The organism is Streptosporangium sp. NPDC051023, assembly GCF_040689595.1.
GTDB lineage: Bacteria > Actinomycetota > Actinomycetes > Streptosporangiales > Streptosporangiaceae > Streptosporangium.
Genome location: NZ_JBFBCE010000177.1, coordinates 1 through 5821, shown reverse-complemented (window position 1 = coordinate 5821; position 5821 = coordinate 1). Strand labels below are relative to the sequence as shown.

The 5821-nt window shown below is 65.6% G+C and carries 7 protein-coding genes and 1 tRNA gene; 3 read left to right on the top strand and 5 right to left on the bottom strand.

Annotated features, from left to right (window positions below; all coding sequences use genetic code 11):
- Positions 1 to 258: 258 nt before the first annotated feature.
- Positions 259 to 888 carry a nitroreductase family protein gene (locus tag AB0395_RS47485; protein WP_366294774.1) on the bottom strand — a complete coding sequence of 210 codons (630 nt, stop codon included), beginning with the start codon at positions 886 to 888 and terminating at the stop codon, positions 259 to 261.
- An 85-nt stretch (positions 889 to 973) separates the two neighbouring features.
- Here AB0395_RS47485 and AB0395_RS47480 point away from each other — a divergent pair, with 85 nt between their 5' ends.
- Positions 974 to 1276, top strand: coding sequence for a metalloregulator ArsR/SmtB family transcription factor (locus AB0395_RS47480; RefSeq protein ID WP_366294771.1), 303 nt, complete (start codon positions 974 to 976; stop codon positions 1274 to 1276).
- 143 nt (positions 1277 to 1419) lie between these two features.
- A tRNA-Arg gene (locus AB0395_RS47475) sits at positions 1420 to 1492 on the top strand.
- A gap of 177 nt (positions 1493 to 1669) precedes the next feature.
- Here AB0395_RS47475 and AB0395_RS47470 read toward each other — a convergent pair.
- Positions 1670 to 2455: a hypothetical protein gene (locus AB0395_RS47470; protein ID WP_366294768.1), complete on the bottom strand. Its 786-nt coding sequence runs from the start codon at positions 2453 to 2455 to the stop codon at positions 1670 to 1672.
- A 338-nt stretch (positions 2456 to 2793) separates the two neighbouring features.
- Here AB0395_RS47470 and AB0395_RS47465 point away from each other — a divergent pair, with 338 nt between their 5' ends.
- Entirely contained in the window at positions 2794 to 4026 is a 1233-nt protein-coding gene (locus tag AB0395_RS47465; protein ID WP_366294777.1) for an IS701 family transposase, read from the top strand.
- 40 nt (positions 4027 to 4066) lie between these two features.
- Here the strand turns inward: AB0395_RS47465 and AB0395_RS47460 are convergent, their stop codons facing one another.
- From AB0395_RS47460 to AB0395_RS47450, 3 genes are all read right to left on the bottom strand, one after another.
- Complete coding sequence (locus AB0395_RS47460; RefSeq protein WP_366294766.1) at positions 4067 to 5308, bottom strand: site-specific integrase; 1242 nt, start codon at positions 5306 to 5308, stop codon at positions 4067 to 4069.
- Positions 5308 to 5493, bottom strand: coding sequence for a helix-turn-helix domain-containing protein (locus AB0395_RS47455; protein ID WP_366294763.1), 186 nt, complete (start codon positions 5491 to 5493; stop codon positions 5308 to 5310). The genes AB0395_RS47460 and AB0395_RS47455 overlap by 1 nt, the downstream gene beginning before the upstream one ends.
- The coding region (locus AB0395_RS47450) for a replication initiator (protein WP_366294761.1) at positions 5490 to 5821 on the bottom strand (332 nt) is incomplete at its 5' end. The genes AB0395_RS47455 and AB0395_RS47450, both read right to left, overlap by 4 nt.

Sequence of the window (5821 nt, the reverse complement as noted above, 5' to 3'; positions counted from 1 at the left end):
CCTCCCGAGCGCTGATCGAACGTGATCGGCACCATCCAACTGGCAGCAGTGCTCTACACGCCAACCCGGTGATCGTTTCCGGTCACAGCACTAGCTGGGACCGGTGGGTAGTCCTGAGGTCAGACGGTCGGTTTCTCTGAGCTGGGAGCGGTGGGGCAGTCCTGAGGTCCAGACAGTCGGTTCTCGGACCTGGGAGGGTGGTCCGCTGCTTGGACGGCCAGCGCTGAGGCCTGGTGATCAGGCCCGTGGCCTTGAGGGTCACCATCGATCCCAGTGCGTGACCTCCTCCATCGGCACTCTCCTCGCCGGTTTGAAATCCGTCCCGATCGTGTACGCGAGGGGAACGAAGGCCACCTGCATGACCCGCTCGTACGGTATGCCGAGGACCGCGGCCCCCTTTCGCTCCAGCCTCAGCGGTCCCAGCCAGGCCGTACCCAGTCCGCGAGCCCGCGCGGCCAGCATGAAGCTCCAGGCCGCCGGCATGATCGAACCGAACGTGTTGGCCTGCTCGAGCACGCTCAGGTTCTCCGTCCGCCCGGTGATGCACGGGATGAAGAACGCGGGCACCTCGTGGATGTGCTCGTAGAGGTGCTGGAGCCCCTCCCACACCCGCTCCATCGACCCGGGGAACGCGTACGCCCGCTGCGCGTCCTCCTCGGGCATCGGCGTCCCCGGCTGGTTCATCCCCTCCCGCCACACCGCCGCGAGCCTTTCCCGTTGCCTCTTCTCGGTGACGACGACGAAGTGCCAGCGCTGGCGGTTGCGCCCCGTCGGCGCCTGTACGGCCATCTTGAGGCACTCCTCGATGAGCTCGCGGGGAACCGGCCTGGTGAGATCGAGCCGCTTGCGGACGGCCCTGGTGGTGGAGAGCAGTTCGTCGGGTGTCATCCGGCCTCCTTCAAGGATTTCGATACTCGTCGAATTGTGAGGTCGGATTTCGACGTTTGTCAAAGCCTCGAAGTACTATGTGAGCATGCGCGCCCTCCACCACCCGGACGTCTCGACCATCAGCCTGCCCACGATGCTGAACGCCCTGGCGGACGAGGTCCGCCTGATGGTCGTCCGCCAGCTGGCCGAGGCCGGAGGGGTGGTCTGCGGTCAGTTCGACGTGCCCGTGAGCATGTCGACCCTCTCCCACCACCTGAAGGTCCTCCGCGAAGCCGGCCTCCTCCGCGTCACCCCCGAAGGCAGCTTCCGCCGCCACGAGCTCCGCCTCCCCGAGATGGAGACCCGCTTCCCCGGCGTCCTCTCCTCAATCCTCAAAACCACCCCTTGACCCCACCCCGCCAAACCAGCCCCGCCCCACCGCGGTGGTCCCCCTGCCCCCGCCGGATCCACTCCTCGAGAGCACGCCAGGGCCAGATCCTTTAACCGGTTCGAGGCATGGCTCAGGACCCGCTATGATTACTTACGCAGCGAGCGGCCGTAGCTCAATGGATAGAGCATCTGACTACGGATCAGAAGGTTAGGGGTTCGAGTCCTCTCGGCCGCGCAGCAGGTCAGAGGCCCTCCGGGATCATACCGGAGGGCCTCTTTCGCATCCGTACAGCAGCGAAATACAGCAACGCGGTCCCATATAGACAGCCATCTGCGAACCTCACACGTCGGGGCTGGAAGCTTCCGTAGGAGCTGAGGCGTCCGGCCAGGCTTCCGAGGTCGGCGGGTTTGCTCAGACGCCGCCGAGGTCATCCCGGAGGCGGCGGACCCACTCGGCGGGGAAGACCTGCTCAAGCCGCTCCTTGCTGATCTCCAGCATTCCCTCCTTTGCCAGCGGGAGGAGCGCGGCGTTCTGCACCGCCGCGTGATTTTCGGGAGCCGGGCAGATCAGGACGGCGAGGATCCGGCACGTCCGTTGCAACTCCTCAATCCCGCTGGCGTGGATCATGCCCTTGATGGGCTCCCACGCCGTCCGCACGGCGAGAGCTACGAGCGCTTCGAGAAGAGGGCCGCGACCCTCATCCTTCCGAGACTTGAGGATGATCGCCGTCACATATTCGGGCACTTGATCCATGACCTTCGAGACCTTCTCGATGCCCTCAGCCAGAGCAGCGAGGAGGTCGCACCAGAAATGCTCGGTGAGTCTTCTTCGGGTTTCCCGTGGACTGCTTCCGCCGAACCTTTTGTCCAGTTCCTCGATAACGGGACCGGTGAGGAGGTCACCGACTTCCTGGATGCGTTCGATCGTGCTTGGGTTTTCGGCCAGCCAGTCGATGAGATCGACCGTCGCGCTGTCGGTGGCGGCTGCTTGCCTGTGCTTGGACGGGCTCCGGCGCCCCTTGGGAGGCTGAGTCTCCCTCCACGCGAGTTCGCTGCGTTCTCTCGCCTCCTGTCGACCTGCGGGAGATGGGTCGCGGGCCAAGGTGAGGCCATAGGGCCAGCCGTGCTGTGCCCCGCCGCAGTCGGAACATCGGCACTGATGCAGCTTGGCGCGCTCGCAGCTCTTGGGGTGCGTCACTCGGCCTCCATGACGTTCGGCGTGAAGGTGAACTGGGCAGCTCACTGGAAACCTCCTCTTTTAAATCACAAATAACGGGCAGTGAAATTGCCTTGATGGCTATCTCGGTGTATCTGCTTGGCTATAAGCAAAGGCTCTTGCATGCGGATAAGGCCCTTTGGGGGTGATCCCAAAGGGCCTTAGTACTCCAGTGACACTTCGCGATCTTCCTGGCTGAGGTCACATGAAGACGGCCACCACGTGATGATTCAGAGTTTGTGAAGACACCTGAAGATCGCGTGATGGCCGTGGCCGACAGCGTAGACCCTGACCGATGGCTGGTCACCCTCAACGACCTGATGCACCGGATCGCACACCGCTTCGGCCGTGTCGAGCCGCGCCGCACCGCCACCGCCTACGTCCGCGGCCTACTGGCCGACATCGATCGCAAAAACTGCTGGAACCTGGCCGAACACGCCGGACTACGCGGCCCGCAAGCCCTGCAACGCCTGCTGCGCACCACCCGCTGGGACGCCGAGGCCGTCCGCGACGACCTACGCGCCTACGCCATCGAACACCTCGGCAACGGGGGTGTGCCGATCGTCGACGAGACCGGGTTCGTCAAGAAGGGCACCGGCTCGGCCGGAGTGCAGCGTCAATACACCGGCACTGCGGGAAAGATCGAAAACAGCCAGGTCGGTGTGTTCCTGGCCTACGCCACCAGCCAGGGACGCACGCTCATCGACCGGCGGCTCTACCTGCCCGAACACACCTGGATGGCCGACAGCGCCCGCCGCCGCAAAGCCGAGATACCCGACCACGGCGCCTTCGCCACCAAGTCCACCCTGGCCGCGCAGATGATCGACGCGGCCCTGAGCGCCGGAGTCGACGCCTCCTGGATAACCGGGGACGAGGTCTACGGCCAAGCCCCCCACCTGCGCGCCTTCCTGGAAGCACACCGGCTGGGATACGTACTGGCGATCGCCGCCAACCGGCGCGTCAGTATCCAGGGAGCTCAGCAGACGGCCGCCGAGGTCGCCGCCCTGGCCGCCGATCGGCACTGGCACCGCTACAGCGCCGGCGCCGGCGCCAAGGGCCCACGCTTTTACCTATGGGCCTGGACCCGCATCGACGCCGACGAGCCCGGTGCTCACCGCTGGCTGCTGATCCGCCGTCATCCCGCCACCGGGGAGTTGGCCTTCCATCGTTGCTACGCCCCGGCGGCGATGCCGTTGCTGAAGCTGGTACGCGTCGCGGGTATCCGCTGGGCGGTGGAGGAGTCCTTCCAAGCAGCCAAAGGCCAGGTCGGCCTGGACCACTACCAAGTCCGCAGCTGGATCGGCTGGTATCGGCACATCACGCTGGCCATGCTCGCGCTGGTGGTACTGGCCGTCTTGGCCGCACAACAGCCCAGCAGCGACTTCGACGTCGAGCACATCCCGCTGACAATGCCCGAGATTCGTCGTCTGCCGGCCGCACTCGTTCTTGCCCGGCCCCGCGAGATCGAGGAGATCCTGCGCTGGTCACAGTGGCGTCGTTGCCATCAGGCCATCGCTCGCCGATGCCACTGCCAGCGCAGATCACACCCATGATCTCAAAATGTCACTGGAGTACTAGGTGATGGGTGATGAGCTATGTCTCGCCTGGAACGTTGAGGCTCTGATTGAGCCGGTCGAGCGCCTTCCGGGTCTCCGGGGTGGGGACCTGGGTGTAGACGTCCATGGTCATGGAGATCTGTGAGTGACGCAGGACGCGCATCGCGACGCGCGGGTGTACGTCGAGGGCGGCCAGGAGCGAGGCGCAGGTGTGCCGGGTGTCGTGGACGCGGATCGTTGGCACGCCTGCCCGGCGGCAGTGCGCCTCGAAGGCCCGGTTGAAGTTGCGCGGCTCGATCGGCGTGCCGTTCCGCGTGGTGAAGACGAGATCGGAGTCCTGCCACTTCTCCCCGGCGGCCTTACGGGCGTCCTCCTGGACGTGCTGACGGTGCTTGAGAGCGGTGACGCACAAACCGAGGAGCGGCAGCGACGCCGTCGAGTCGTCGGTCTTGGTTGTCTCCCGGTGAAGGAGCTGGCCGCGGACCCGGTTGAGCTGCCGGGAGATCCACAGCTGCTCGCCGCCGAGGTCGACACAGTCCCAGGCCAGCCCGAGCACCTCACCGCGCCGCAGGCCCAGGACGAGGATCAGCACGTAGGCGGCGTAGAGCGGGTCGTCGATCGCCCGCAGGTGTTCGAGAAACCGTCGTGCCTCATCGACGCCCCACACCACACGCTGCCGTTTCTTCTTCGTCTTGCCGGCAGCGGGCAGGGTGGTCAGCGCCGCGACATTCTTGGAGATCAGCTCCTCCCGCACGGCGTTGCCCAGCGCGGAGCGCAGGACACGACGGATGCCCGCGATGGTGCTCCGGGAGGGATACCCCCTGCAGCATTTCCCGACGGCGCAACACCGCCGCTTGCTCTCCGGGCGCCGGTGATCCTTCTTCTGGTCACAGCAGGTGCACAGCGTCGGCAGGCTGTTGAGCCAGATCTGCACGTCGCGAACGGTCAGCTTGTCGAGGCGCTTTTTCCCCAGGCTGGGGATGATGTAGAGCCGGACCAGCGGTTCGTAGGCCACATAGGTCGTCGGCTCCCGGTTGGGTTCGATCACCTCGGCGAGCCAGCGCGCCAGGTAGGCGGCAAGAGTGGGGTGCTTGGTCGGCATCGGCCCCTTGCGCGCCAACTCGTGGAGCTTGAGCCACTTCTCGTGGGTCTCCTCACGGGTCTTGCCGTAGGCCCACTTCCGGGTCCTCTTACCTTCCGGCGTGGTGACCCAGACGTAGCCCGCCCACCCGTCCTTATAGGGGAAGACCGACCCTTCACCGTTCGAGCGCTTGCCCATCAGACGGCCTCCTCGCGAAGTCGGGTCACGTAGTCGCTCAACGCGGACTCCGGGATACGGCGGCAGCGAACGCCGACCACGACGGAGGCGAGTTCGCCGGAGCGGAGGAGGCTGTAGAGGGTCCACCGGCTGACCTTGAGCTTGGCCATCACCTCGGGCACTGTCAGCATGTCGTCGACCTTCATCGGCCGCCCCCACCGTCCGGTGAAATAGGTGAGGGCGGGTCACCACTCAGGAGAGCGGCGAGCAGAGCATCTCCGGCGGACAGGCCCTTGCCCGCGTACTCCCAGTGAGAGATCACAAGGACGGTGTCCTCGTCGAACAGGGGCAGACGCCCGGTGGTGATCTCGTCGGTGCGGGCGTGGTCGCGGCGTTCGTCGCGGATGGCGCCCATGGTGGTGGAGTAGTGCCGGGACCGGGTGGAGAAGTGGGGTCTGGCAAGATTTTCGTGATGGGGTGACGGAACGTCATCGTGGTGGCATCGTGGCCATTGTGTGAGGACCTTCTGCGCCT